This is a genomic window from Kitasatospora sp. NPDC059795, from assembly GCF_042732175.1.
GTDB lineage: Bacteria > Actinomycetota > Actinomycetes > Streptomycetales > Streptomycetaceae > Kitasatospora.
The window spans coordinates 178,429-204,575 of record NZ_JBHWID010000009.1; the positions used below are offsets into that span (position 1 = coordinate 178,429).

Genomic DNA, 26,147 nt, shown 5'->3' on the forward strand with positions numbered 1-26,147 from the left:
GACCGCCCGGGCGCCGTCCCGGCGCGGCCCGGAAGGAGTGGGACCTGTGAGTGAGTCGAACGGAGCCGCGCTGCCGACCGAGCCCGAACGGCGGCTGTACCAGCAGATCCTGGACCAGGGCGGACGCGTGGTCCTCCGCGAGGCGGTCGAACAGGACCCGACGGGGGTGCTGCGGCTGCTGGAACTCGGACTGCTGGTGCACGACGCGGGCGACCAGTCGCTGACGGCGGTCAACCCGCGCCTGGTCGGCGACCGGATCAGCGCCGAACTCCGTGCCGAGGGCACCCGGATGCTGCTGCGCGCCGAGGAGATGCCCGTCCTGCTGGAGGACCTCACCCACGCCTACGACGCCACCCCGCGCCGCGCCGACCGCTCCAGCGTCGTGCAGCACATCGACCGCACCGACCGGATCCTGGAGCGGGTGCGGCAGTTGGAGAACGAGGCGACCGAGGAGGTGCTCGCCCTGCAGCCGGGCGGGGTCTCCGTCGGCGACCTCCAGCCCGATTCGTTGGAACGCGTCCGCTGCTTCCTCACCGGCGGCGCGGCGGTGCGCACGGTCCACGAGCCGGCCGCGCTGCTCGACGAGGCCACGGTGCGCTGGGCGGAGGCCGTCACCGGCTGGGGCGGCCGGTTCCGCACGCTGAGCGAGCCGTTCAGTCGGATGACGATCTTCGATCGCCGGATCGCCGTCGTCCCGGCCTCGACGGACAACTCCAGCGCCGCAGTGGTCGAGGATCCGGCGGTGGTCTCGTTCCTGGTCGCCGCCTTCGAGCGGGACTGGGAGCGGGCCGAGCGGGTCCGCTGGCGTTCGGCCGACCGCGAGGGCGAGAGCGTCGTCCCGGTGCACGAGCAGGTCGGCCGGCTGCTCGCCCAGGGCCTGACGCAGCGTTCCATCGCCTCGCGCCTCGGCCTGTCGGAACGGACCGTGGCAGGTCACATCTCCCGACTGCGCGAACTGCACGACGCGGAGACGCTGTTCCAACTGGGCTGGCAGATGCGGGCCGGCGACGAACCCGCCGAGCAGGTCTGACGTCAGCCGGTGGCGATCTCGGGGGACCAGAAGCCGTACGGGCCGGCGGGCTCGCGGCGCGGGCGCGGGAACTGCTCGCCCGGCGCGGTCCAGAAGCCGCTGCGCAGGGACAGCGCCATGCCGGCCCAGTCCAGCGCGGTCTCCACGGTGTGGTGCAGCGCCTCCGGGGACCAGGTGTCGTCGAAGACCAGCGGCAGCACGGGGGAGACCTGCTCGATGGTGGCGATCAGCGGGTTGTGGGTGATCGCCTCGTCCACCAGCATCACGATCGGCTTGCGCAGCGCCGACGCCCAGCCCAGCTCCAGGCTGACCCCGGCCGACAGCGGGGCGCCGACGTACGCGAACACCAGGTCGGCGTTCTGCATCGCCCGGAAGTCGGAGGGCACCCGCTGCTCCGGCGCCTTCCCGGCCACCGTCCACGCGTCGCTGTGGTGGGCGCTGTACACCGCGGCCCCGCTGCGCAGCAGCGTGCTCCGCAGCGTGGTCAGCCTGGTCCGGCTGGCCAGCGTCACCACGCTGTCCGCCGGCCCGGTCAGCCGCATCAGGGGAGCGGCGAGGAACACCCGTGCGCGCCGCCCCTCAGAGGCTTGGTACTGCAGGTGGGACTCACTCATGTCGACTCCGGGGGAAAGCCTGTCGGGAGGTGGGGACCAGGTCCGGCAGGTGCTTTGACGATGGCTGCTCAGTTGGCGCAGAAAGTGCGGCTGATCGAATATTTTGAATGGTCATCGGCAAGTGTGGTCGTCAAGCCGGGACCATTGGAAGCGAACTGATCGTCCATCGCGGCGTTGGCCGGCGTCCAGGTTCGAGCGGTGTCATCTGGCTGCATGGCAGGGAGATGTCACGCTGCAGCGGGGCCGGGGAGTGACAGGCTCTTCGACTCTGCGGCACAATGATGCCTGTTGTTCGTTGCCGCTGTCAGGATCAAATCAACAGAGAAATCGGAGAGTGGGTGCAATGTCCCGCATATGCAGGTTTGTGACAAAGGTGGTACTGCCTGCCGCGCTCGGTCTGGCGGTTCTCGGGATCACCGCATCGGGGCCCGCGGCGGACTCTTCCGCAGAAGCGGCCGTGATCACGACGGCCACGGCGCTGGACTTCCACTGGAACTGAGTGTCGCCGAAGGTCAGGCGTGCGGGTCCCGGACGAGGGACATCCTCATCGCACCGGGTGAGGATGCCGGGAGCGCGCCGACACCGTCCGCCGACGCGGAGCGGCCGAGGACGTAGCCGAGTTGGAACAGCGACTCGACGTTGTACTCCTCGCGCATCTCGGCGATGTGGCGGGCGAGCGTGCGTTCGCTGATCCCGAGCCGACGGGCGATCACCCGGTGGTTCGTTCCCGACAGCAACAGGTCGATGATGGTCTGTCGCAGCCGGGACACCACCTCCTGGGGGACCGTCCGTTCGCCGTCGAACTCCAGGGCTCTGCCCCAGCTCCGTTCGAAGACCTCCTCGGTCAGGAATTCGATGACCGACTGATCGTGGACGAACGCGGCAAGGCTCATGTCGTCCACGGCCGGAATGACGGCGACCCGCCGATCGAAAATCATGAGCCTGGTGTACGGCTCGTCGAGGGTGCGGAACTGCCAGCCGACGGCGGAGAGGGTGGCCACGTAGTCCCGGGTGGGTTGGTGGTACCTGGTGCTGGCGTGGTAGATCGTCCGCGTGGCGGTGCCCCGGCCGATCGTCTTCAGGTCCTCTTCCAGGCCCGCCGCCAGCATCTCGGGAGGCCGGGGGCCGCCGGGCTGCATCGCGAGCGCCTCTCTGACCCCTGCGTTGATCAGCTGGTGGACGCGCTGATTGATGAGCGCTTTCCCGCGGATGTATTCGACGACTCCGTCGCTCTGCCCCGGTGCGTGGAACTTCTCGGCGAGTTCGCTGAAATCGCTGGACACCGATATCGCCCGGGACAGCAGATCGAGGGCCTGGTGCTGCCACCGCGTGCTGAGAGCCGAAGAAAGTCGGGCGGGGTCGGCGGCTACGAATGCATTCGGATTGTCGGTCTCGGGGACGAGGAGTCCGATTTCCACCAGTTCTTCGACGGTTTCCTCGTCGAATTCCTGGCGATTCTCCAGGTGCCCGGACCGTTCGTTGATGATGCGGAGAAAGAGTTCACGGGCGGCGGGTGACAGAGCCTCGCTCCGGCGGACCGGCACAGCCGCCTGTTCTCGCGCGTTCATCCCAACCCCTTGTCGTTGCCCCGACAACCAGTCGGCCGGACTCATGGTCTGCTGCTCGGAGATCCTAGAACCCGGCCTGGCCTGTGAGCTGAGAATAAGTGACGCATCCGGCCCGAGGACCCGCCACGCACTCTCTCACGGACGCACGAGCCGCCGACACCCCTCGTCGGAGGGGGTGTCGGCGGCCGGAGACCGGAATGCCGGGTTCAGCGCTTGGGGCGCCAGACCACCAGTGCGCTGGACTGCTGGACCTGCTGGTACGGCACCAGGTCGCGGCGGTAGGAGGCGTGCACGGCGGCCTCCCGCTGCTGGAGGGTGGCGGCGGCGCCCTCCAGGGCGTCGACCAGTTCGGAGATCCGGGACTGCAGGGCGGCGACCTGGTTCTCCAGCTCGATGATCCGCTTGATGCCGGCCAGGTTGATGCCCTCGTCCTGGGACAGCCGCTGGACCTCGCGCAGTTGCTGGATGTCCCGCGCCGAGTAGCGGCGGCCGCGCCCGGCGGTGCGGTCGGGGCAGACCAGGCCGAGGCGGTCGTACTGGCGCAGGGTCTGCGGGTGCAGGCCGGAGAGTTCGGCGGCGACCGAGATCACGTAGACCGGGGTGTCCTCGGTGAGGACGTACGTCGGCGGTCCGGCGGAGCGGGTGCGGCCGGCGCCGGGCAGGCCCTCGCCGATGCCGACGCCGATCCGACCCTCGTTGCCGTGCGGGCTGTCGGGATGGGCACTCATCTGGGTCTCACGCTCCCTCCGCCGCCTTGAACAGGGCGGCTCGCGGGTCGTCCGAGGCGGTGGCCTCGCGATACTGCTCCAGTGCGCTCAGGGCGTCGCCGCTGACGACTTTGGGCACGGCGACCTCGACGGTGACCAGCAGGTCGCCACGGGTGCCGTCCTTGCGGGTGGCGCCCTTGCCGCGGGCCCGCATGGTCAGGCCGTTGGCGCTGCCCGGGGGCAGCTTGAGCTTCACGGCCGGGCCGTTCAGGGTCGGCACCTCGATGGTGCCGCCGAGCGCGGCCTCGGGGAAGCTGACCGGCACCGTCACGGTGAGGTTGTCACCCTTGCGTCCGAACACCGGGTGCGTATCGACGTGCACGGTGACGTACAGGTCTCCGGGCTGGCCGCCGCGCTCGCCCTGGGCGCCCTTGCCCTTGAGCCGGATGCGCTGGCTGTCCTGCACGCCGGCCGGGATGCGGACCTGCATGGTGCGGGCCGAGGAGGCCCGGCCGCTGCCGTGGCAGACGGTGCACGGGTCGTCGACGATCATGCCGCGGCCCTTGCAGTCCCGGCACGGCTCGGAGAGCGCGAACGCGCCCTGGCCGCGGCTGACGGTGCCCGCGCCGACGCAGGTCGGGCAGACCCGGGGGGTGGTGCCGGCCTTGGCGCCGGTGCCGGCGCAGACCCGGCAGGCGGCCTGGGAGGTCATCCGCAGCGGCACCGTCGCGCCGTCCACGGCCTCCTCGAAGTTCAGGGTGACCTCGGTCTCGACGTCCGCGCCGCGGCGCGGCTGCGCGGTCTGCCGGCCGCCGCGGTTGAACAGGCCGCCGAACACGTCGCCGAGTCCGCCGCCGCTGGTCGCGCCGCCGCCGCTGAACAGGTCGCCGAAGTCGAAGCCGCCGGCGCCGCCCGCCCCACCGGGCCGGAAGCCGCCGCCGGCGAACAGCGAGCGCGCCTCGTCGTACTCCTTGCGGCGCTTCTCGTCCGAGAGGACGTCGTACGCCTCGGAGATGTCCTTGAACCGCTCCTCGGCCTTGGCGTCGCCCTTGTTGGCGTCCGGGTGGAACTCGCGTGCCAGCTTCCGGTACGTCTTCTTGATCTCGGCGGCGGTGGCGTCCTTGGGCACGCCGAGGACCTTGTAGTAGTCCTTCTCCACGTAGTCCTTAGCGCTCATGGCCTTTGACCGCCACCTCCCGTAGTACTGAAGTCTGTTGGTGAAGCGTGCTGTTGTGAAGAGCCCGGGATACGGCGCTGCGGAGCCGGCCGTCGTACTGGACGACGTACGACTCCGCAGCGCGCGGGGACCCTACTCAGCTGTCGGACGAGCCGTCAGCCTTGTCTCCGTCCGGTTCGCCGGTGGTCTGGGTGCCCGGCTGGGGCTCCGCGACCGCGACCATCGCCGGGCGGATGATCCGCTCGCCGATCCGGTATCCGGGCTGGAGGATCTGCACGCAGGTGTCCTCCGTGACGTCCGACGAGTAGCTGTGCATCAGCGCCTCGTGGATGGTCGGGTCGAAGGGCTCGCCCTCCTTGCCGAACTGCTGCAGCCCGAGCTTGGCGACGACCGTCTCCAGCGACTCGGCGACGGACTTGAAGCCGCCCGTCACCTCGCCGTGCTCGCGGGCGCGGCCGATGTCGTCCAGCACCGGGATCAGCGACTCCACGATGTTGGAGACCGCGATCTCCCGGACGGTGGCCCGGTCGCGCTCGACGCGCTTGCGGTAGTTCTGGTACTCCGCCTGGAGGCGCTGCAGGTCGGCGGTGCGCTCGCCTGCCTCGCGCTTGGCGGCGGCCAGCTCGTCGGCGCCCGCGCCGGAGACCGCTTCTTCGGCGGCCTTCAGCACGGCTTCCTCGGCGGCGGAGTCGTCGCCGGGCTGGTCGCCCTGCGGCTTCTCCGTCATGCCGCACCACCCTTGGGCTTCTCGTCGTCGACGATCTCGGCGTCGACCACGTCGTCGTCCTTGGGGGCCTCGCCGGCACCGGCCGCACCGGTGGCCGCGCCCGCGCCGTCGGCCTGGGCGTACAGCGCCGCGCCGAGCTTCTGGGCGGTGGTGGAGACCTTCTCGGTGGCGGTGCGGATGGCCGCGATGTCCTCGCCCTTGAGGGTTTCCTTGAGCTCGCCGATGGCGGTCTCGACCTCGGTCTTGACGTCGGCCGGGAGCTTGTCCGCGTTGTCGGCGATGAACTTCTCGGTCGAGTAGACGAGCTGCTCGCCCTGGTTGCGGGTCTCGACGGCCTCGCGACGCTTGGTGTCCTCCTCCGCGTAGCGCTCCGCCTCCTCACGCATGCGGTTGACCTCGTCCTTCGGCAGCGAGGAGCCGCCGGTGACGGTCATCTTCTGCTCCTTGCCGGTGCCGAGGTCCTTCGCGGCCACGTGCATGATGCCGTTGGCGTCGATGTCGAAGGTGACCTCGATCTGCGGCAGGCCGCGGGGCGCCGGCGGCAGGCCGGTCAGCTCGAACATGCCGAGCTTCTTGTTGTACGCCGCGATCTCGCGCTCGCCCTGGTAGACCTGGATCTGCACGGAGGGCTGGTTGTCCTCGGCGGTGGTGAAGATCTCGGAGCGCTTGGTCGGGATCGTGGTGTTGCGCTCGATCAGCTTCGTCATGATGCCGCCCTTGGTCTCGATGCCCAGGGACAGCGGGGTGACGTCGAGCAGCAGGACGTCCTTGACCTCGCCCTTCAGCACACCGGCCTGCAGGGACGCGCCGATGGCGACGACCTCGTCCGGGTTGACGCCCTTGTTGGCGTCCTTGCCGCCGGTCAGCTCCTTGACGAGCTCGGCGACGGCCGGCATACGGGTCGAGCCGCCGACCAGGACCACGTGGTCGATCTCGGACAGCTGGATGCCGGCGTCCTTGATGACGTTGTGGAACGGGACCTTGCAGCGGTCCAGCAGGTCAGAGGTGAGCTGCTGGAACTGGGAGCGGCTGAGCTTCTCGTCCAGGTGCAGCGGGCCCTCGGCGGAGGCCGTGATGTAGGGCAGGTTGATCGAGGTCTCCGAGGAGGAGGACAGCTCGATCTTGGCCTTCTCGGAGGCCTCGCGCAGACGCTGGACGGCCATCTTGTCCTTGGACAGGTCGACGCCGTGGCCGGCCTGGAAGACCTTCACCAGGTGGTCGACGACGCGCTGGTCCCAGTCGTCGCCGCCGAGGTGGTTGTCACCGTTGGTGGCCTTGACCTCGACCACGCCGTCGCCGATCTCCAGCAGGGAGACGTCGAAGGTACCGCCACCGAGGTCGAAGACCAGGATGGTCTGGTCGTCCTTGTCCAGGCCGTAGGCCAGGGCGGCGGCGGTCGGCTCGTTGACGATGCGCAGGACGTTCAGGCCCGCGATCTCGCCGGCCTCCTTGGTGGCCTGGCGCTCGGAGTCGTTGAAGTACGCCGGGACGGTGATGACGGCGTCGGTGACCGTCTCGCCCAGGTAGGACTCGGCGTCCCGCTTGAGCTTCTGCAGGACGAAGGCGGAGATCTGCTGCGGCGTGAAGTCCTTGCCGTCGATGCCGATCTTCCAGTCGGTGCCCATGTGACGCTTGACCGAACGGATGGTCCGGTCGACGTTGGTGACCGCCTGGCGCTTGGCGACCTCGCCGACGAGCACCTCGCCGTTCTTGGCGAAGGCGACGACGGACGGCGTGGTCCGAGCGCCCTCGGCGTTGGTGATGACCGTGGGCTCACCGCCCTCAAGAACACTGACGACGGAGTTCGTCGTACCGAGGTCGATGCCGACCGCGCGTGCCATCGTGAATACCTCCGGGGAGAAGTTGAGCAGTACGGGCTCAAGGATGCATGAGGAATCGAGAAGCGTCAACAGCTTTGAGTCGCTGCCGCTCAACTTTACTGAGCGCTTATGTCGCGAACCCCTCCGAGCAGGGCTCGGGGCTGCTCCGGACGGGTGAGTACGGGCATAGTGACTGCCGCCATACCTTGAACATCTTCTGAGTGAGTGTTAACGACCGGTAATGTCCGGCGCGTCGACCCGGAAAGTTACCCACCAGTACACTCTGGGCAGGATTCGGACCACAGCCGCTGGAGACGGAGAGCCGATGCAGCTAGCAGCGATCGTCATCTCGCTGGTCACCTTTGTGATCGGCACCGCGCTCGCCGCCCGGGCGGCGTTGTACATCTACAAGGTGGTGCGCACCGGCTCTGCCGACAGCACCCGATTCGGGCAGCCCGCGCAGCGCGTGGCCACCGTGGCCAAGGAGTTCCTCGGCCACACCCGGATGAACCGCTGGGGCGTGGTCGGCGTCGCCCACTGGTTCGTCGCGGTGGGCTTCTTCTCGCTGATCCTCACCCTGGTCAACGCGTTCGGTCAGCTCTTCGACGCCGAGTTCGCGCTGCCGATCATCGGCCACTGGCTGGTCTGGAACGTCTTCGTCGAGCTGATCGGCACCCTGACCACCCTGGGCATCGCCGTGCTGATCGTGATCCGGCTGCTCAGCCTGCCCTCCCGGGCCGGCCGCAAGTCCCGGTTCGCCGGCTCGATCGCCTGGCAGGCGTTCTACGTCGAGTACACGATCCTCGGCATCGGCATCTGCATCATGATGCTGCGCGGCCTGGAGGGCGCCCTGGAGGGCGTCACCTCCTACGACCCGACGTACCTGATCTCGTACCCGATCGTCGCCGCGTTCGAGGGCACCGCCCACGGCACCCTGGTCAACCTGATCTACGTCTTCGCGATGCTGAAGATCTGCATCTCCTTCGCGTGGGCCATCACCATCGGCCTCAACCCGTCGATGGGCGTCGCCTGGCACCGCTTCCTGGGCTTCTTCAACATCTACTTCAAGCGCGAGGAGGACGGCGGCACCGCGCTGGGCGCACTGCGCCCGATGACCAGCAACGGCGCCCCGATCGACTTCGAGGACCCGGCCGACGACGCGGTGTTCGGCGTCTCGCAGGTCGAGCACTTCTCCTGGAAGGGCATCCTCGACTTCTCCACCTGCACCGAGTGCGGCCGCTGCCAGTCGCAGTGCCCCGCCTGGAACACCGGCAAGCCGCTGTCGCCCAAGCTGCTGATCATGAGCCTGCGCGAGCACGCCTACGCCAAGGCCCCGTACCTGCTCGCCGGTGGCGGCAAGGACATGGAAGGCGAGGAGCAGGCCACCAGCGAGCAGCTGAAGGACGTCCCCGCCGCGGCCCTGGCCGAGGCCGAGCGCCCGCTGATCGGCACCGCCGAAGAGGGCGGCGTCATCGACCCGGACGTGCTGTGGTCCTGCACCACCTGCGGCGCCTGCGTCGAGCAGTGCCCGGTCGACATCGAGCACATCGACCACATCGTCGACATGCGCCGCTACCAGGTGATGATCGAGAGCAGCTTCCCGACCGAGGCCGGGACGATGCTCAAGAACCTGGAGAACAAGGGCAACCCGTGGGGCCTGGCCACCAAGGCGCGCCTGGACTGGGTCAAGGAGCTGAAGAAGGAGACCGGCATCGAGGTGCCGGTGATCGGCGAGGACATCGACCCCGCCGAGGTCGAGTACCTGTACTGGGTCGGCTGCGCCGGCGCCCTGGAGGACCGGGCGAAGAAGACCACCAAGGCCTTCGCCGAGCTGCTGCACACCGCGGGCGTCAAGTTCGCGATCCTCGGCAAGGAGGAGACCTGCACCGGTGACTCCCCGCGCCGCCTCGGCAACGAGTTCCTGTTCCAGATGCTCGGCGCGCAGAACGTCGAGACCCTGAACGCCGCGCTGGAGGACGCGCCGACCAAGCGGATCGTCGCCACCTGCCCGCACTGCTTCAACACCATCGCCAACGAGTACCCGCAGCTCGGCGGGCACTTCGAGGTCATCCACCACACCCAGCTGCTGCAGCACCTGATCGACGAGGGCAAGCTGCTGCCGGTCAACCCGGTGGAAGGCCTGATCACCTACCACGACCCGTGCTACCTCGGTCGGCACAACAAGGTCTACACCCCGCCGCGCGAGATCATCGGCAAGGTGCCCGGCCTGCGCAACGAGGAGATGCACCGCCACAAGGAGCGCGGCTTCTGCTGCGGCGCCGGCGGCGCGCGGATGTGGATGGAGGAGCGGATCGGCAAGCGGATCAACACCGAGCGCGTGGACGAGGCGCTGTCCCTCAACCCGGACATCGTCTCCACCGCCTGCCCGTTCTGCCTGGTGATGCTCTCCGACTCGGTCAACGGCAAGAAGAACGAGGGCGCCGCCAAGGAGCACCTGAAGGTCGTGGACATCGCCCAGCTGCTGCTGGAGTCGGTCAAGGCCCTGCCCACCGCGGAGGCGGAGCCGGTCGAGGCCTGACCTGCCCCGTCACCCGGACCCCGGACGCCCGTTGCGGCTCCGGGGTCCGGGCGTTTTCGGGTGATCACCGATGACCTAGCATCTGCCGCATGACTGCTGACGGGGGAATACCGGGGCCCGGCGGCTTCGGCGGCGGGCCTTACCAACTGCCCGCGGTGACCAGCGCGGCCCCCGACTGGGCGGCGCTCGCCGAGGCCAACGAGCGTGAGCACCGGCGTCGCCGGCTGCGGCTGCGGATCGGCGCCGGAGCGCTCGGGGTGGCCCTGATCGGCGGCGCCGTCGCCACCGCCGTCGCGCTGTCCGGCCCGTCGGATCCGTCCGGCACGAAGGTCTTGCCCGCGCCCACCGCGCAGCCCGACGGCCCCGCCCCCGACGCGCCCACCGGGGAGCCGAGCCCGGGCCCGTCCGAGTCGGCCTCCGCGTCCGCCTCGGCCTCGGCGTCCGGCTCCGCGCAGCCCTCCGGCTCGGCGTCCGCCCGCAGCAGCGCCAAGCCGAGTACCGGCGGCAGGGCGAACGCCGCCACGCTGCCCGGGATGGACCTCGGCGGCGGCGCCGCGGTCGACACCACCGCCGGCCACAGCGGGCCCACCTTGACCCTGCACGGCAACAGCGACGGCTGGGCGGACAGCGGCAGCCCGGTGGTCGACACCTCGCGGTCCTTCACCGTCTCCGCGGTGGTCCGCAACGACGCCCCGACCGGCGGCCGGGCCGTCGTCACCCAGGGCAACGACAGCTACTACTCCTTCTACCTGGGCCGCGACGACTGGGGCACCCACAACCAGTGGGTGTTCAAGGTGCAGACCGCCGCCGGAGCCCAGGACAACACCACCTACCAGGCCTTCTCCACCGCCGCGGGCGCCGCCACCACCGGCCGGTGGACGATGCTCACCGGCGTCTACGACGCGGACAGCAAGAAGATCACGCTGTACGTCAACGGCGTGCTCCAGCAGACCGTCGCGGTCAAGGGCGTCTGGCAGACCACCGGAGGCCTCCAGCTCGGCCGGGTCCGCTACAAGAACACCTGGAGCGACTTCTGGGACGGCGCCATCTCCACCGTGCAGGTCTGGGACCAGGCCCTGCCCGCCACCGCCGTCGCCCGACTGAACGGATCCGGCGGCGCCGACGCCGGAACGGCCGCCAAGCGTTCCTGGTTGTTGCCCTAGGGGCTGGGCCCCGCCCGCACACCTGCCCGACGGGGGCAGTGGGTTTGACACGCTGTTCGAGCAAATAGAGTATGCGGCGGGACCGGGAAATAGCCGGTTCCGTCGAAGGCCACCTGATGCTGGCCCGACACAGTCACCGAGCGAGCGCACCGGACCCTGTCGAGCCGGGCCGCCGGAATCTGACCAGGGGAGATAGGACATGACCGAGGCGATCATGTTGGTCGGCGGCAAGGGCACGCGGCTGCGCCCGTTGACCACGCACACGCCGAAGCCCATGCTGCCCGTGGCCGGTGTCCCGTTCATCGCCCACCAGCTGGCCCGTGCCGCGGCCGCCGGTGTCACCCGCGTGGTGCTCGCCACCTCCTACCTGGCCGACGTCTTCGTCGACCACTTCAAGGACGGCAGCCCGTACGGCCTCGAACTGGTCTACCTCACCGAGGACGAGCCGCTGGGCACCGGCGGCGCCATCCGCAACGCCGCGGCCGGCCTGACCTGCGGCCCCGACGAGCCGGTGCTGATCTTCAACGGCGACATCCTGTCCGGCCTGGACATCGCCGGCCTGCGCGACGCGCACACCGCCTCCGGCGCCGACGTCACCCTGCACCTCACCCGGGTGGCCGACCCGCGCGCCTTCGGTCTGGTCCCGACCGACGAGGACGGCCGGGTGCTCGCCTTCCTGGAGAAGCCCGAGACCCCCGAGCAGATCGTCACCGACCAGATCAACGCCGGCTGCTACGTCTTCACCCGTTCGGTGATCGACCGCATTCCGACCGGCCGCGAGGTGTCCGTCGAGCGCGAGACCTTCCCCGAGCTGCTCGCCACCGGCGCGCTGCTGCGCGGCGTCGTCGACACCTCGTACTGGCTGGACCTCGGCACCCCGGCCGCGTTCGTCCGCGGCTCCGCCGACCTGGTGCTCGGCAAGGTCGACTCCCCGGCCGTCCCCGGCCCGACCGGCGAGGCCCTGCTGCTGACCGGTTCGCAGGTCGACCCGGCCGCCGTGCTGAGCTCCGGCACCGTGGTCTCCGCGGGCGCCGAGATCGCCGCCGGCGCCATCGTCGAGGGCAGCGTGGTGCTCCAGGGCGCCCGGATCAAGGCCGGCGCGTACGTCAAGGACTCCATCGTCGGCGCCTTCGCCGAGATCGGTGAGCGCTGCTCGCTGGACGGCGTGGTGATCGGCGACGGCGCCACCCTGGAGGCCGAGAACGAGCTCTCCAACGGCCTGCGGATCGCCTGCGGCACCCGCCTGCCGGTCGGCGCCGTGCGCCTGTCCGCCGGCCCCGGCGGCTGTGAGGCCGGCCTGAGCAACGCCGCCGCGGTGCACGCGCCCGGCAGCCGCGTCGCCGGCTGACCCCACGCTCTCCCGCGCGGCCGCGCAGGGCGTTCCGGACGCCTGCTGCGCGGCCGCGCTGTGCTTTCGGCGGTGCCGGGCGGCCGCGCCGTGCCTTCCCTGCGGTGCCGGGCGGGCCGCGTCACAGGACGGCTGCAATCCGGCCCCGCCGTCATGATCACCCGACGGCGGGTCAGCCCTTGCGGGTACCGTCGTGCCGTGGCTGGCAATCGACACGACGACGGACGGGGCGCCGACCCCCGGCACGGCTGGACGGCACCCCAACCGGGTACCCCGCAGGGTGACCCGTACCGCGGCGCGCCCACCGGCGGCCCCGAGTACTTCACCGCCCCGACCCCCGGGTACCCCGGCGACGGCTACGGCGGCGACCAGCCCGGTCACACCAGGGCCTTCGCGGTCGGCGAGCAGCCGTACGACGGACCGTACGAGCCGTACGACGCGGGGTACGGCGAGCCGTACGGGCAGCAGCAGTACGACCAGGGCGGCTACCCGGTCGAGGACAACGTCGCCGTGTACCGGGCCGGCGGGCAGGCCGCGCCGCACCTCGGCGGGCCGCGACTGCCCTGGCGGGAGCTGCTCGCCGGGATCTACCGCCGTCCGAGCGCCACCTTCGACCGGATGCGCGACCACCAGGTGTGGCTGCCCGCGCTGACGGTGTCGCTGCTGTACGGCGCGCTCGCGGTGTTCGCCCTCGACAGCACCTACGACCAGGTGGTGCACTCCACCTTCGCGGTCGCGCTGTGGGCGATCGGCGGCGCCGCGGTCGGCTTCACCGTGGCCGGCGGCATCCTGAGCGCCGTCACCTACGCGCTGGCCCGGCAGTTCGGCGGCGACGGCCCGTGGCAGTCGACGGTCGGCCTGTCCGTGCTGGTCAGCTGGACCACCGACGCGCCGCGGCTGCTGCTGGCGCTGTTCCTGCCCGAGCACAACATGGTGGTGCAGGCCGTCGGCTGGGCGACCTGGGTGGGCTGCGCGGCGCTGCTGACCATCCTGGTGCGGCGGATCCACGACCTGCCCTGGGGCAAGGCCGCCGGGGCGGCGGCGGTGCAGCTGATCGCGCTGCTGGTGCTGATCAAGCTGCCCACGCTGGGCTGAGGCCCGACCGGCCCGGGACCGCGGCCGTCCGGGTGGTGGGATTTTTGTAGGGTGGGGTGTTCGGCCCACCCTCAGATCCCGTCCGGAGCCCGCGCATGAGCCTGCCCACCACCCACGTCAGCTTCCCGGCCGGGGCGGTGACCGGCGCCTCGCCGATCCTCGCCGTGCACACCCTGCCGGACGGGCGCACCGCCGTGGTCACCGAGGCCACCCCGTTCCACCCGGTCGACCACACCTGGCCCGACCAGCCCGCCGACCTCGGCACCCTCACCGTCGACGGCACCGCGCACCCCGTCGTCGACTGCCTCACCGGCGGCCACGGCCCGGCCGGCGAGTTCGCGGCCGGCGCCGACATCCCGGTCCGGCGCGGCGACGAGGAGTGGTCCTGGCTGGTGCTGCACGTGCTGCCGGCCGGCGCGCTCGGCCCGGAGGCCGTCGGCCGCACCGCCGAACTCGCCGTGGACGCCGAGCGCCGCGCGCTGCTGTCCGCCGCGCACACCGGCTGCCACCTGCTGGCGCTCGCCCTGAACGCCGCGCTCGCGCCGCGCTGGCGCAAGGACCCGGGCCGCTCCGACGCCTTCGGCCACCCGGACTTCGACAGCCTCGCCATGGACACCTCGGTGATGGACACCGAGGCCAGCACCGACACCTACCGGATCGGCAAGTCGCTGAAGAAGAAGGGCTTCACCGTCGACGCCACCGAGGAGCTCCCCGCCCTCGCCGACGCGCTGCCCGCCCTCACCGAGGACGTCAACGCCCGGCTGGCCGCCTGGGTCGCCGCCGATGCGGCCGTCCGGATCGACGTCCCCGGCCCCGAACTCACCGCCCGCCGCCGCTGGCACGCCGACCTCCCGGACGGCGCCGCGGAGATCCCCTGCGGCGGCACCCACCTCCACCACCTCGGCGAACTCGCCGAGCTGCGCACGGAGTTGAAGCTCTCCGCGGACGGCGCCGAGCTGGTCGCCCGGACCAGCCCCAAGCGCGCCTGACCTGGTACGAGAAGGGCCGGCCCCGCGACTGCGGGGCCGGCCCTTGTCCTGGTCCGACTGCTCTGCCGACGAGGCTCAGACCTCGGTGCGGTGGAAGTTCTGGAACGAGCGGGACGGCGTCGGGCCGCGCTGGCCCTGGTACCGCGAGCCGTAGCGCGCCGAGCCGTACGGGTGCTCGGCCGGCGAGGAGAGCCGGAACAGGCACAGCTGGCCGATCTTCATCCCCGGGTACAGCTTGATCGGCAGCGTCGCCACGTTCGACAGCTCCAGCGTCACGTGGCCGCTGAAGCCCGGGTCGATGAAGCCCGCGGTCGAGTGCGTCAGCAGGCCGAGTCGGCCCAGGCTGGACTTGCCCTCCAGGCGCGAGGCCACGTCGTTCGGCAGCGTGATCACCTCGTAGGTGGACGCCAGCACGAACTCGCCCGGGTGCAGGACGAACGCGTCATCGCCCTCCGGTTCGACCAGTCGGGTCAGGTCCGGCTGCTCCTCGGAGGGGTCGATGTGCGGGTAGCGGTGATTCTCGAAGACCCGGAAGAACCGGTCGAGGCGGACGTCGATGCTCGACGGCTGGACCATCGACGGGTCGTACGGGTCGATGACGACCCGCCCCTTGTCGATCTCACTACGGATGTCGTTGTCAGAGAGCAGCACGCCACCGAGGGTACGTGCCACGGGGCGGGCCGCCCAAAAGCATCCGCCCCGCGGACCTGCCCCGATCGCCACCGGACCCCCGACCGGACCCCCTGCCGGACCGCCGACCGGACCGCCTACCGCCGCGCGGAGCGCCCCAGTTGGGACGCCGAGAGCTCCGACACGTCAGCCGGCACCGAATTCCGCAACCGCCCGCACCGCGGGCACCGCAACAGCCGCCCCGGCCCCAACCGCCCCGCCTGCAACTGCTGCATCGGAAACGCCGCCGTACCGAACAGATGCCCCTCCGCACAACGAACCAGGGTGCGCTGCTCCATCGGTCCCCTTCCCACAGTTCCGCCGACAGCGCCACATTAGGGGACCAACCGGACACCACCCACCAGGCTCGCCGCCACCCGAAACCCGCCACGACCACCCTGTCGCATGGGGTACAGTGGTGCTTGATCGATCCGTTCCTGACGGTTCGTCATATGCGGGCGTAGTTTAATGGTAGAACATGAGCTTCCCAAGCTTAGAGCGCGAGTTCGATTCTCGTCGCCCGCTCCACAAGAAAAGCCCCAGGTCAATGACCTGGGGCTTTCTGTCATTTCTCGGGGTTGCCTCGGGCCGGGGCGGCGGTCGGGTGGCACTGGATCAGGGCGTGGCGGCCGTCGGTCCGCCAGGTGGGGGCTGAACTGTCCAGCCGGGTCAGGGTGGTGGCGGCGATGCCGACGAGGACGTCCGACTTCAGGGTGCGCAGGGTGGTGACGGGGGACGGGAAGTGGGTGACCGTTTCGGGGAAGGGGGTGGTGGGTGGGTGGAGGCGGTCGTCCACCAGGCGGCGGTAGTTGAGGTCGCCCTTGAGGATCGTCATGGTGGCGCCGGTGAGCTCGGTGCGGAGGTCGGTGGGCAGGTCGCGGAACGGGAGCGGGGCGCAGAAGAAGGGGTGGGTGCGGACGGCGAGGGTGTCGTCGGTCATGGCCTGCCGGAGCCGGCGGCCGATCGTCGCGGCGGCGTCCGTGGGGGCGGTGCGGAGGCGTTCGAGGGCGGCGAGGGTGTCGGCCGTCGTGGCGTCGGAGACGTAGTACGGCTGCGGTTTCACGTAGAGGACGACCTGGGCCGCCAGGCCGGTGTGCAGGAGGTGGTCGATCAGCACCAGGTCGGGGAGCAGTTCCCGGGCGGCGTTGTCGGCGACCAGGCAGACCCGGCCGCCGGGGGTGTGTTCCAGGGCGGACCACAGGAGGGCGCTGTCGTCGGCGACCAGGTCGGACGGGGCGGTCGGGCGTCCGGCGGTGAGTTGGAAGCTCAGGTCGGCGCGGTTGCCCCACAGGGCGGAGGACAGCAGGGCGGCGGAGCGGCGGGGGCCCGGCAGGGCGTCGAGTGCGCTGAGGGCGGCCAGTTCCTCGTCCACGGCCGGCCCGGCCAGTTCGGCGTTCTTGAACGGGGCGAAGGGGTCGATGCCCTGCCAGGTGCCGGGGCGGAAGTAGCCGGTGGCTTCCAGGAGTCGGCGGTAGAAGTAGCTCTCCGCCCACAGGAACGGCGCCTCGCCCCAGGGGCGGCCCCACAGGCCTCGTCCCCACTCCAGCCACTGGGCGTGGTCGTGGGCGTGCTCCGGCAGCGGTTCGAGGACGCCGGTGGTGCTCTCGGCCAGCAGCCGTTCGATTCCGGCGCGCTCCGCGGGGCCGTACGGCAGGGCGTCGAGGAGTTGTCGGACGAGCTTCGGGTGGCGCTCGTGGAACACGCCCCAGGGGAACGAGCCGGGGACGTCGCTGCGGATCACGGGCGCGTCGGTCATGGCTGCGGGGTCCAGGCGGCGACGAGGTCGAGCAGGTCGGGAAGGTGGAGCAGGTCGGGAAGGTGGAGCAGGTCGGGAAGGTGGAGCAGGTCGGGAAGGTGGAGCAGGCCGGGCGGTTCGGGGAGCGCCTTGACGACGGGGGTGGCCATGGTCGCGGCTCCTGGTGTTTCGACGCCCGTGCAGTACGAGGGCAGTGTGAGAGCTACCGTACTGCGCGTGAAGTTCGACCCGACTCGTCCTGATGGGATGTCGGGCCGACCGGCTGACCGGCCCGCCCGCTCCCGCGTCGGGCTCCCTTGCCCGGCGTGGACGGCCCGGCCACACTGTGCCTCGGGTCGGAGGAGGGGGAAGCCGTGGCAGTGGCGACACCGGAAGCCGGGACGCCGTTCGGCCCCCGCCTGCGGGCGCTGCGCCGCCGGGCCGGGCTCAGCCAGCAGGCCGTCGCCGAGCGGGCCGGGCTGAGCGCCCGGGCGCTGCGCGACCTCGAACAGGGCCGGGTGCGGCAGCCCCGGCCGGGCACCCTCCGGCAGCTGGCCGAGGCGCTCGCGCTGACCCCGAAGGAGTTGGCCGAACTCGCCGAGCCGGCGGGCGAGTCGGCGGATTCCGGGCCGCGCCTGCTGCTCCTCGGGCCGCTGGAGCTGCGGCGCGGCGGCGGGCCCGTCCCCGTCACCGGCCCGATGCTGCGGCGGCTGCTCGGCCTGCTGGCGCTCAAGCATCCCGAGCCCGCCACCCTGCGGGAGATCTCCGACACGCTGTGGCCGGACGGGCCGCCGGAGTCGCAGCAGAGCCTGGTCCACACGTACGTGAGCCAGGCCCGCCGCCTGCTCGGCGGTGACGCCGTCGTCCGCACCCCGGTCGGCTACCGGCTGGCGGCCGGGCCGCAGGACACCGACCTCGGGCGCTTCGACGCCCTGCTGGCCCGTACCGTCTGCACCCACCACGCGCCCGACCCGGGCGCCCTGCACGAGACGCTGGCCCGGGCGCTGCGCTGGTGGCGCGGTCCGGTGCTGGCCGACGGCGATCCGACGCTGCGCCGCCACCCGGCCGCCGTCGCGGCGGGTGAACGGCGGATCCGCGCCGCCCTGCTGTACGCCGATACCGCGCTGCTGCTGCACCGGCCCGCCGACGCCGTCCCGCAGCTGTGGGAGCTGGCGCACGCCGAGCCGCTGCACGAAGGGCTGCACGCCCGGCTGATCCTGGCGCTGGCCGGCGACGGCGAACAGGCCGCCGCGCTCGACGTGTTCCACCGCCTGCGCGAACGCCTCGACGAGGAGCTCGGCATCGCCCCGGGCCCGGAGGTCGAGGACGCCCAGCTGCGCGTGCTGCGCCGCCAACTCCCGTCTCCGGTACGGGCGGAGAGCCCCAAGCAGCTGCCCGCCGAGGCCGGCCCGCTGCTGGGCCGCCGCGCCGAACTCCGGGCCCTCGACACGCTGATCGTCCCCGGCCCGCGGCCGCGGCTGGTGACGGTGGTCGGCCCGCCGGGCGTCGGCAAGACCGCGCTCGCCGTGCACTGGGCGCACACCCGCCGCGAGCACTTCCCCGACGGGCAGCTGTACGTCGACCTGCGCGGCCACTCCGTGCGGCCCGCGCTGCGGCCCGCCGAGGTGCTCGCCCGGTTCCTGCGCGCCCTCGGCACCCCGCCCGACCGGCTGCCCGCCGACCCGGACGAGGCCGCCGCGCTCTACCGGACGCTGCTCGCCGACCGGCGCGTGCTGGTCGTGCTGGACAACGCCCGCGACCCGGAGCAGGTCCGGCCGCTGCTGCCGGGCGCGCGCGGCAGCGCCGTCGTGGTCACCGGCCGCGACCGGCTGACCGGGCTGGTCGCCGGGGACGGGGCCCGCCGCGTCACCCTGGACCCGCTCGGCCCGGAGGAGGCGTGCGAGCTGCTCGGCAGCGTCGTCGGCGGGTGCCGGACCGCCGCCGAACCGGATGCCGCTCGCCGCCTGGTCGAGTTGTGCGGCGGCCTGCCGCTGGCCGTCCGCGCCGTCGGGGCCGAGCTGGTCGCCCGCGACGGCACGCTCGCCGAGTACTGCGCCGGGCCGGCCGGCGACGTGCTGCCGCACGTCGAGGGCGATGCCTGGGAGACCGTCCGGGCCGCGTTCGACCTCTCGTACCGGGCGCTGCCCGAGCCCGCGCGGCGGCTGTACCGGCTGCTCGGGCTGCTCCCCGGCCCGGACACCACCGCGGACGGGGCCGCCGCGCTCGCCGACACCGACCCCGCCGGGGCCGCCGCGCTGCTGCGCACCCTCGCCGACGCGCACCTGCTGCGCGAGCACCCCGCCGGCCGGTACGCGCTCCCCGGTCTGCTGCGCGCCCACGCCCGGGAGTTGAGCGAGCCTCAGGAGGCGGACGCCGCGCGGCAGCGGCTGTACGACTGGTACCTGGCGGAGGCCGAGCCGGACGGGGACGTGACCGCCGTCGTTCGGCAGGCCTGCGAGACCGGGTTCCCCGTCGCCGCCCGCCGACTGGTCGAACGCCCGCGCGCCGTACCGCAGTTCACCCCGGCCGGGGTCGGGCACCCGGACGACCTGACCGTCCTGGGGCTGATCTGCGGGAAGCTCGGCCGGCTCCAGCAGGCCGCCGAGCACTTCACCCGGGCCGCCCGGCTGCACCGCGAGCGCGGCGCCGTCACCGAGGAGGCCGTCGCCCGCACCAACCTGGCCGCCGTCCGCCGGGCCCTGGGCCGCCCCGCCGACGCCGTCCGGCTGCTCGACGCGACGCTGCCCGTGCACCGCAGCACCGGCAACACGTTCAGCGAGGCGGTGGCGCTGACCGTCCTGTCCGGCGCGCGCACCGACCTCGGGGACCCCGCCGCCGGCCGGCTGCTCGCCAGGGCCGCGCTCACCGCCGCCCGCACGGTGCGGCAGCCCGCGCTGGAGGCGAACGCCCGGCTCGCGCTGGCCGCCGCCCAGGAACGCGGCCACCGGCGGGCCGACGCGGTCGCCGGGTACCGGGAGGCGCTGCGGCTGGCCGAGGCCGCCGACGACCGCCACCCGCAGGCCGTCGCGCTGATCGGCCTGGCCACCACCCGCGCCGACACCGACCCCGAGGCCGCCCTCCAGCATGTGGAAAGCGCTCTCCGACTCACCCGTTCGGCCGGTTTCCGCATGCTCGAAGGCAACGCGCTGACCGCTCTGACCTGCGTCCGGACCAGGCTGGACCAGCCCCGGGCGGCACTCGACAGCGGCCGCGAGGCACTCGCCGTGCACCGCGAGACCGGCCACCTGCCGGGCGAGGCGCGGGCCCTGCTGGGGCTCGGCCGCGCACAGTCCGCACTCGGCGCGCCGGGCCTCGCGGTCGGGCACTGGCGGGAGGCGCTGCGGCTGTCCCGCGCGATGGGGGTCACCCGGCTGCGCTGAGCGGCAGTTCCGGTCCTTCCGCCGTACTGCCGGTTCGGGCCGCTGAAAGGCCGTATCAGCAGGTCGGCGTGGGTGCGGGAGCCTCTGGCCCGGCTGCAGGGCTGCGTACAGTCCGCCTCCGTACGGTGGGCGCACCGACCGCGCCGACACCCCGAGGTGACACCGTGCCGCTGCTGCCTGCACGCCCGGACCCCGCCGCATGAGCCGCTACGACCTGCTGGCGTCCACGCCGTCGGTGCGCCGCGTCCAGCAGGAGTTCGGCAGCGCCGCCGCGGCCGGCCGCCGAGTGCGGGAATCCGCCGCGGAGCCGGAGCCGCTCACCGACAGCGCCGCCGCGTTCATCCGCGGGCTCGACGGGTTCCTGGTCGGCACGGTCAACGAGAACGGCTGGCCCTACCTGCAGTACCGGGGCGGCCCGCCCGGCTTCGTGCACGTGCTGGACGGGCACACCCTCGGCTACCTGGACGTCCGCGGCAACCGGCAGTACCTGACCACCGGCAACCTGCGGGCCGACGACCGGGTGTCGCTGTTCTTCCTCGACCAGGCCCGGCAGGCCCGGCTCAAGCTGTTCGGCCGGGCCACCGCCGTCCCCGCCGACCGGCACCCGGAGCTGGTCGCGCGCCTCGCGTCGCCGCGCACCGACGGCCGGGTCGAACAGGTCGTCACCGTCCGGGTGGAGGCGTTCGCCTGGAACTGCCCCAACCACATCACCCCGCGCTTCACCGCGGCCGAACTCGACCACGCCCTCGCACCGGTCCAGGAGCGCCTTGCCCGGCTGGAGGCCGAGAACGCCGCTCTCCGCGCACAACTCGCCGCTGCCCCAATGGACTTGAAGGACTGAACCGCCCGTGTCCGACTGCCTCACCGACACCGACACCGACACCGACACCGACACCGACACGCCCGCAACCACCACCGACAGTCCCGCCCCTGCCCGGGCCGTCGCCGCCGCCGAGCCGGCGATCTGGTCCCGCAACTTCCGCTACTGGTTCACCGCCCGCAGCGCGGGCCTGCTCAGCTGGGCGATGCTGCCGGTCGCCGTCTCGGCCGGTCTGGTCGGCAGCGGCCGCGGCCTGGACACCGCCGGGTACGCGATGGCGTTCCTGGTCGGCCCGTTCGCCGGGCTGGTGCTGTTCGGCGGGGTGCTCGCCGACCGGTTCACGGCCCGCCGGATGATGATCGTCGCCGACCTGGCCAACCTCGCCGCGCACGTTCTGCTCGCCGTGCTCTTCCTGCACGGCATCGACCACCTGTGGCAGCTGTACGCACTGCTGGCGGTGGCGGGCACCGCCAACGCCCTGTTCCAGCCCGGCGCTTCGTCGACCGTGCCGCTGATCGCCCGGGACGTGCAGGGCGCCAACGGGGTGCTGCGGACGTCCGAGGCGATCACCGGCCTGGGCGGGCCCGCGCTGGCCGGTGTGCTGGTCGGGTTCGGCTCGACGGGCTGGGTGATGGCGATCTCCGCGCTCGCCTACGCGACCAGTGCGAGCTGCCTGTTCGCGCTGCGCCTCGGCAAGGTGCCCGCGCCGCCGGCCGGGGACGGGCTGTGGCGCAACCTGGTGGTCGGCTGGCGGGAGTTCCGGGCCCGGAGCTGGCTGTGGGGCGTGATCCTGATCTGGATGTTCTACGCGGTCCTCGCCTGGGGCCCGCAACTCTCCCTGGCCGCCGGGCTGATCGTCCCGCGGTACGGCGCGACGGCGTTCGGCCTGGTCAACTGCGCGCTCGGGGCGGGGACGGTGGTGGGCGGCCTGATCGCGATCCGCTGGAAGCCGGTCCGTCCGCTGGCGGCGGGCGCCGTCGCGATGTTCGCCTACCCGCTCTATCCGCTGGCGCTGGCCCTCGATGCGCCGGTCTGGCTGCTCGCCGCCGCCCAGGTCTGCGTCGGTGCGGGCATCGGCGTCTGGGGCGTCATGTGGGCGACCAGCGTGCAGACCCAGGTGCCCGGCGAGGTCCTCAACCGGGTCCACGCCTACGAGGTGGCGGGGTCCGTGGGCCTCTATCCGATCGGCTCCGCGCTGGCCGGGCCCGCCACCCACGCCTTCGGCACCACGTCCGTGCTGCTGGCCGGCCTCGCCGTCTCCGTCCTCAGCGCCGCCGCGCTGCTGCTGGCCCGCCCGATCCGCACGCTGACCCGCATCCCCGACCGGGCGGTCCCCGACCGGGCGGTCCCCGATCCGATATAGGGCGCGTGTAGACGGCCGATAGCCCAATCGATCACGATCTGCCCGGCACGCTCGCGCACGGCCCTGCCGTGGGGTGCGCCGGCCGGACTCCACCGGCCTGGCCCTGCTGCTCGCGCTGGTCGCGGCTCTGCCCCCGGCCTCGGCGGCGCTGCGGATCCGCCCGCCGGACCTGGCGAGCAGCCGGGCGTAGCGGCCCCGAGGGACGCCGGTACTGTGATCGACTGTGGGAGGGAGCGTGCTGCTTCCTCCCACGCGGGGCGCACGCATCGGGGAGGGACGTCCGGCGAACGGGGGATCGGGTGGCCGTGCGGATCGAGTTCGGCCTGCTGGGCCCGCTGTCCGTCGTCACGGACGGTCGGCGTACGGCCGTCGGAGGTCCGCGCCAACGTGCCATCCTGGCCCTGCTGTTGCTGTCCCCGGACACCGTGGTGTCGGTGGACGCGATGGTCGAGGCGGTGTGGCAGGGGGACCCGCCGGCCACCGCCCGCACCCAGGTGGCCATCTGCGTCGCGGGCCTGCGCAAGGTCTTCCGCGCGCAGGGCTGCGGCGACGCCCTGATCTCCACCGTCCACCCCGGGTACCAGCTCAACTCGGCCGGCCACCGGATCGACCTGCTGGTCTTCCAGGAACTGGTCCGGCAGGCCGAGCAGGCGGCCACCGGCCGGCGCACCGCCGAGGCCGGCGTGCTGTACGCGCGTGCGCTCGGCCTGTGGCGCGGGCCGGTGGCGGAGGGCGTCGCCGGGCGGCAGGTCGAGGACGAGGCGGGCCGCCTGGAGGAGACGCGGGTGTCCTGCCTGGAGGCGCTCGCCGAGATCGACCTCGCGCTCGGACGGCAGCTGGAGGTGATCGGGGGACTGACGCCGGTGGTCCGCGAGCACCCGCTGCGCGAGCGTGCCCGGCACGTTCTGATGCGGGCCCAGTACCGGGCCGGGCGGCGGGCGGAGGCACTGGAGACCTTCCGCGAGGGCCGCCGGCGGTCCGTCGAGGAACTCGGCCTGGAGCCCGGCCCCGACCTGGCCCGCCTGCACGACGCGATCCTGCGCGACGACCCCGCGCTCGGCCTGCGCGACGACCCCGCGCTCGGCCTGCGCGACGACCCCGCGCTCGGCCTGCGCGACGACGGCGCGCAACCGGCACCCGCACCGGCCCCGCAACCGGCCCCGAATTCGCCTCCGCCTCCGCCTCCGCTCGCCGTCGCACAGCCGACGCCGTCCTTCCTGCCGCCGAACGTGCCGGCCTTCACCGGCCGGGCCGCCGAGACCGCGACGCTCGACCGGCTGGCCGAGGGCCGTTCGGAGGAGCAGCCGCCCGGCATCGGCCTGATCACCGGCGTCGCGGGCGTCGGCAAGACCGGCCTCGCCGTGCACTGGGCGCACCGGGTCGCCGCCCGCTTCCCGGACGGCCGGCTGTACGTCGACCTGTGCGGCCACGACGAGACCCGCGAGCCGACCAGGGCCGCCGACGTGCTGAGCCGCTTCCTGCGCGCCCTTGGCGTACCGAGCGAGCAGATCCCCGCCGACACCGGCGAACGCACCGAGCTGTACCGCAGCCTGCTGGCCGGCCGCCGGGTCCTGGTGGTGCTGGACAACGCCCGTTCGGCGGCGCAGATCGACCCGTTGCTGCCCGGCACCGGGCAGTGCTGCGTGGTCGTCACCGGCCGCGAGCCGATGGAGCAGCTGATGCTCCGCTACGGCGCGGTGCGCGTCCAACTCGGCGTGCTGCCACCGGCGGAGGCGGTCGCGCTGCTGGGTCGGATCGTCCCCGAGGACCGGATCGCGGCCGACCCGGAGCAGGCCGAACGGCTGGCCGAGCTGTGCGACCGGCTGCCGCTGGCGCTGCGGATCGCCGCGGCCCGGCTGGCGTCGAAGCCGCACTGGAGCGTGCGTCACCTGGTGGCCCGGCTGGCCGACGAGCGCCGCCGACTGGACGAGCTGAGCCGGGGCGAGGCCCAGGTCCGGGCCGGATTCGCGGTCAGCTACCGGCAGTTGGCGCCGGACGCGGCCCGGCTGTACCGCCGCCTCGCGCTGCTGGAGGCGCCCGACGTGACGGTCTGGACGGCCGCCGCGCTGCTCGACGTTCACCCGTTCGAGGCGGAACGGCTGCTGGAACACCTGGTGGACGTCCAGCTGCTGGAGGTCACCGGCACCGACGGCACCGGTCAGCTGCGTTTCCGCATGCAGAATCTGCTGGGCCTGTTCGCCCGCGAGCGGCTCCGGGCGGAGGAGAGCGAGGACGAGCGGGCGCGGAGCCTGGACCGGGCGCTGCGCGGCTGGCTGACCGTCGCCGAGCATGCCCACCGGGCGGAGTACGGCGGCGACTTCGCGCTGATCCACGGCTCCACCCCGCGCCTGGAGCTGGACCCGCAGCTGCTGGAGGAGTTGACGGCGGATCCGCTGGAGTGGTTCGAGGCGGAGCGGCTGTCGCTGATCGCGGCGATCGACCAGGCCGCCCGGCTGGAGCGGGACGAGCTGGCCTGGGACCTGTTGAGCTGCACCGTCGTGCTGTTCGAGACCAGGGAGTACCTGGACGACTGGCAGTTCTGCTGCGACCGCGCGCTGGCCGCGACCCGGGCGGCCGGGAACCTGCGCGGCGAGGCCGCGGTGCTGGAGTCGCTGGGCGAACGCTGGATCGGCATCCGGCACCTCTCGGCCGCCGAACCGCTGCTCCGGGCGCAGGCCCTGTTCGCGCAGATCGGGGAGGAGCACGGGCGGGCCCTGGCGGTGCGATCGCTGGCCGTGCTGGACCGTGTCCAGGGCGATCTGGTCTCGGCGCGGGCGCGGCTCACCGAGGCCGTCGGGCTGTTCCGGGCGGTGGGCGACCTGTCCTGCGAGGCGCACGTGCTCGGCTTCCTGGCGCAGGGCGAGCTGGACCTCGGGCGGCCCGGGGCGGCGCTGGGGTACGCCGAGCAGGCGGTGGCGGTCGCCCGGCGGATCGGGGAGACCGGGGTCACCGCGCAGGTCCACTTCCGTTACGCCCGGGCCCTGTTGGCGTTGGAGCGGTTCGAGGAGGCGGAGCGCGCACTCCAGGTGGTGCTCCGGGTGGTGACGGCCAGGCGCGACCTGTTGGGCTCCGTCCATGCCCGGCTCGGCCTGGGCGAGACGATGCTGCGGCGCGGACGGGCGGGCGAGGCGCACGCCGAGCTGCTGGGCGCCCTGGAGCTGGCCGGCCGGACCGGGGCCGTCGTGGTCGAGGGCCGGGTGGGTGCGGCGCTCGGGCGGGCCGCTGTCGCGCTGGGCCGGGTCGAGGAGGCCCGGGTGCGGTTGGAGTGGGCCGCCGGGTTGTTCCGGGACAGTGGTGCGGATCGCGATCTCGGGCTGGTGGAACAGGAGTTGGCGGTGCTGTGAGGACCGGTCGGCGGGGCGGTATCGGCGGTGTATAGACCGTCGGGGCAGGGTGGGGGCAG

The 26,147-nt window shown here is 72.6% G+C and carries 19 protein-coding genes, 1 tRNA gene and 1 pseudogene; 11 read left to right on the forward strand and 10 right to left on the reverse strand.

Going from position 1 to position 26,147, the window contains the following annotated elements; translation table 11 throughout:
* Window positions 1-46 precede the first annotated feature (46 nt).
* Window positions 47-1,030, forward strand: coding sequence for a LuxR C-terminal-related transcriptional regulator (locus tag ACFV4P_RS20165; protein ID WP_380472940.1), 984 nt, complete (start codon window positions 47-49; stop codon window positions 1,028-1,030).
* 2 nt (window positions 1,031-1,032) lie between these two features.
* On the opposite strand, the gene ACFV4P_RS20170 is transcribed toward ACFV4P_RS20165, so the two are convergent.
* The 6 genes from ACFV4P_RS20170 to dnaK all read right to left on the reverse strand — a co-directional run bounded on the left by ACFV4P_RS20170 (window position 1,033) and on the right by dnaK (window position 7,664).
* Window positions 1,033-1,644, reverse strand: a complete 612-nt coding sequence (locus tag ACFV4P_RS20170; protein ID WP_073807222.1) for a hypothetical protein — start codon at window positions 1,642-1,644, stop codon at window positions 1,033-1,035.
* Window positions 1,645-2,156: 512 nt separating this feature from the next.
* The gene (locus ACFV4P_RS20175) at window positions 2,157-3,212 is read right to left on the reverse strand and encodes a helix-turn-helix domain-containing protein (RefSeq protein ID WP_380472942.1); all 1,056 of its coding nucleotides are present in this window, start codon (window positions 3,210-3,212) and stop codon (window positions 2,157-2,159) included.
* Window positions 3,213-3,418: 206 nt separating this feature from the next.
* Window positions 3,419-3,940, reverse strand: a complete 522-nt coding sequence (locus ACFV4P_RS20180) for a heat shock protein transcriptional repressor HspR (RefSeq protein WP_380472944.1) — start codon at window positions 3,938-3,940, stop codon at window positions 3,419-3,421.
* A gap of 7 nt (window positions 3,941-3,947) precedes the next feature.
* Window positions 3,948-5,096, reverse strand: coding sequence for a molecular chaperone DnaJ (dnaJ, locus tag ACFV4P_RS20185; RefSeq protein ID WP_380472946.1), 1,149 nt, complete (start codon window positions 5,094-5,096; stop codon window positions 3,948-3,950).
* Window positions 5,097-5,232: 136 nt separating this feature from the next.
* Window positions 5,233-5,823, reverse strand: a complete 591-nt coding sequence (grpE, locus tag ACFV4P_RS20190; protein WP_380472948.1) for a nucleotide exchange factor GrpE — start codon at window positions 5,821-5,823, stop codon at window positions 5,233-5,235.
* Window positions 5,820-7,664, reverse strand: a complete 1,845-nt coding sequence (dnaK, locus tag ACFV4P_RS20195; RefSeq protein WP_380472950.1) for a molecular chaperone DnaK — start codon at window positions 7,662-7,664, stop codon at window positions 5,820-5,822. Before dnaK ends, grpE begins: the two co-directional genes overlap by 4 nt.
* Window positions 7,665-7,968: 304 nt before the next feature.
* Here dnaK and ACFV4P_RS20200 point away from each other — a divergent pair, with 304 nt between their 5' ends.
* The 5 genes and pseudogenes from ACFV4P_RS20200 (at window position 7,969) to ACFV4P_RS20220 (ending at window position 14,777) form a co-directional block, all read left to right on the forward strand.
* The gene (locus ACFV4P_RS20200; protein ID WP_380472952.1) at window positions 7,969-10,182 is read left to right on the forward strand and encodes a (Fe-S)-binding protein; all 2,214 of its coding nucleotides are present in this window, start codon (window positions 7,969-7,971) and stop codon (window positions 10,180-10,182) included.
* Window positions 10,183-10,271: 89 nt separating this feature from the next.
* On the forward strand, window positions 10,272-11,345 hold the full coding sequence (locus ACFV4P_RS20205) for a LamG domain-containing protein (protein ID WP_380472953.1): 1,074 nt from the start codon (window positions 10,272-10,274) through the stop codon (window positions 11,343-11,345).
* Window positions 11,346-11,544: 199 nt separating this feature from the next.
* Window positions 11,545-12,618: pseudogene (locus tag ACFV4P_RS20210) on the forward strand (sugar phosphate nucleotidyltransferase); the annotation flags it as partial.
* 273 nt (window positions 12,619-12,891) lie between these two features.
* Window positions 12,892-13,788: a Yip1 family protein gene (locus ACFV4P_RS20215; protein ID WP_380472955.1), complete on the forward strand. Its 897-nt coding sequence runs from the start codon at window positions 12,892-12,894 to the stop codon at window positions 13,786-13,788.
* A 95-nt stretch (window positions 13,789-13,883) separates the two neighbouring features.
* A complete protein-coding gene (locus ACFV4P_RS20220) occupies window positions 13,884-14,777 on the forward strand; it encodes a metal-dependent hydrolase (protein ID WP_380472957.1) in 894 nt (297 codons plus the stop codon).
* Window positions 14,778-14,852: 75 nt separating this feature from the next.
* Here the strand turns inward: ACFV4P_RS20220 and dcd are convergent, their stop codons facing one another.
* Together dcd and ACFV4P_RS20230 are read right to left on the reverse strand one after the other, a co-directional pair.
* The gene (dcd, locus tag ACFV4P_RS20225) at window positions 14,853-15,428 is read right to left on the reverse strand and encodes a dCTP deaminase (RefSeq protein ID WP_380472959.1); all 576 of its coding nucleotides are present in this window, start codon (window positions 15,426-15,428) and stop codon (window positions 14,853-14,855) included.
* Between the two features lie 116 nt (window positions 15,429-15,544).
* Entirely contained in the window at window positions 15,545-15,745 is a 201-nt protein-coding gene (locus ACFV4P_RS20230; RefSeq protein ID WP_073807239.1) for a hypothetical protein, read from the reverse strand.
* 155 nt (window positions 15,746-15,900) lie between these two features.
* On the opposite strand from ACFV4P_RS20230, the gene ACFV4P_RS20235 reads away from it, so the two are divergent.
* Window positions 15,901-15,974: transfer RNA gene (locus ACFV4P_RS20235), tRNA-Gly, on the forward strand.
* A 37-nt stretch (window positions 15,975-16,011) separates the two neighbouring features.
* Here ACFV4P_RS20235 and ACFV4P_RS20240 read toward each other — a convergent pair.
* The gene (locus ACFV4P_RS20240; RefSeq protein ID WP_380472961.1) at window positions 16,012-17,202 is read right to left on the reverse strand and encodes a damage-control phosphatase ARMT1 family protein; all 1,191 of its coding nucleotides are present in this window, start codon (window positions 17,200-17,202) and stop codon (window positions 16,012-16,014) included.
* Window positions 17,199-17,351 carry a hypothetical protein gene (locus tag ACFV4P_RS20245; RefSeq protein ID WP_380472963.1) on the reverse strand — a complete coding sequence of 51 codons (153 nt, stop codon included), beginning with the start codon at window positions 17,349-17,351 and terminating at the stop codon, window positions 17,199-17,201. Before ACFV4P_RS20245 ends, ACFV4P_RS20240 begins: the two co-directional genes overlap by 4 nt.
* Before the next feature lie 204 nt (window positions 17,352-17,555).
* Here ACFV4P_RS20245 and ACFV4P_RS20250 point away from each other — a divergent pair, with 204 nt between their 5' ends.
* From ACFV4P_RS20250 to ACFV4P_RS20265, 4 genes are all read left to right on the forward strand, one after another.
* Window positions 17,556-20,561 (forward strand): BTAD domain-containing putative transcriptional regulator, encoded by a 3,006-nt coding sequence (locus ACFV4P_RS20250; RefSeq protein ID WP_380472965.1) that lies wholly within the window; start codon window positions 17,556-17,558, stop codon window positions 20,559-20,561.
* A 199-nt stretch (window positions 20,562-20,760) separates the two neighbouring features.
* Window positions 20,761-21,402, forward strand: a complete 642-nt coding sequence (locus ACFV4P_RS20255; protein ID WP_380472967.1) for a pyridoxamine 5'-phosphate oxidase family protein — start codon at window positions 20,761-20,763, stop codon at window positions 21,400-21,402.
* Window positions 21,403-21,409: 7 nt separating this feature from the next.
* On the forward strand, window positions 21,410-22,744 hold the full coding sequence (locus tag ACFV4P_RS20260) for an MFS transporter (RefSeq protein ID WP_380472968.1): 1,335 nt from the start codon (window positions 21,410-21,412) through the stop codon (window positions 22,742-22,744).
* Between the two features lie 305 nt (window positions 22,745-23,049).
* The gene (locus ACFV4P_RS20265) at window positions 23,050-26,088 is read left to right on the forward strand and encodes a BTAD domain-containing putative transcriptional regulator (protein WP_380472970.1); all 3,039 of its coding nucleotides are present in this window, start codon (window positions 23,050-23,052) and stop codon (window positions 26,086-26,088) included.
* The last annotated feature ends 59 nt before the right edge of the window (window positions 26,089-26,147 follow it).